Annotated in this window: 1 protein-coding gene; it reads left to right on the top strand. The window is 48.9% G+C overall.

Annotated features, from left to right (window positions below; translation table 11 throughout):
• On the top strand, positions 1-706 hold a 706-nt coding region (locus D8791_RS10360; protein WP_185760590.1), incomplete at its 5' end, for a hypothetical protein.
• Positions 707-1113 lie beyond the last annotated feature (407 nt).

Genomic DNA, 1113 nt, shown 5'->3' on the forward strand with positions numbered 1-1113 from the left:
GAGGCTCGTTCTCAGGCTGGTGCTTGCTGAATCTGATGCGCTAATTGATGCACTTAGACTTGTGCTCAAACTTGTACTTGTTGAATCTGACGCACTGAGTGATGCACTGAGGCTAGTACTCAAGCTGGTACTTGTTGAGTCTGACGCACTGTGTGAGGCACTGAGGCTGGTACTCAAGCTGGTACTTGCTGAGTCGCTTGCACTGATTGATGCACTGAGGCTCGTGCTCAAGCTGGTGCTTGCTGAGTCACTTACACTAATTGATGCACTTAGACTTGTGCTCAAACTTGTACTTGTTGAATCTGACGCACTGATTGATGCACTGAGGCTAGTACTCAAGCTGGTACTTGTTGAGTCTGACGCACTGTGTGAGGCACTGAGGCTGGTACTCAAGCTTGTACTTGCTGAATCTGACGCACTGAGTGAAGCACTTAGACTTGTGCTCAAACTTGTACTTGCTGAGTCGCTTGCACTGATTGAGGCACTGAGACTTGTGCTCAAACTTGTACTTGCTGAATCTGAAGCGCTAATTGAGGCACTGAGGCTTGTACTCAAACTTGTGCTTGCTGAATCTGAAGCGCTAATTGAGGCACTGAGACTCGTACTCAAGCTGGTGCTTGCTGAATCTGAAGCACTGATTGATGCACTGAGACTTGTGCTCAGGCTAGTACTTGTTGACTCAGAAGCGCTGAGTGAGGCACTGTGACTTGTGCTCAAACTTGTACTTGCTGAGTTGCTTGCACTAATTGAGGCACTGAGGCTTGTACTCAAGCTGGTGCTNGNTGAGTCTGACGCACTGAGTGAAGCACTTAGACTTGTGCTCAAACTTGTACTTGCTGAGTCGCTTGCACTGATTGAGGCACTGAGGCTCGTTCTCAGGCTGGTGCTTGCTGAATCTGATGCGCTAATTGATGCACTTAGACTTGTGCTCAAACTTGTACTTGTTGAATCTGACGCACTGAGTGATGCACTGAGGCTAGTACTCAAGCTGGTACTTGTTGAGTCTGACGCACTGTGTGAGGCACTGAGGCTGGTACTCAAGCTGGTACTTGCTGAGTCGCTTGCACTGATTGATGCACTGAGGCTCGTGCTCAAGCTGGTGCTTGCTGAGTC

The organism is Streptococcus cristatus (assembly GCF_003943515.1).
In the GTDB taxonomy this organism is placed as follows: Bacteria; Bacillota; Bacilli; order Lactobacillales; family Streptococcaceae; genus Streptococcus; species Streptococcus cristatus_D.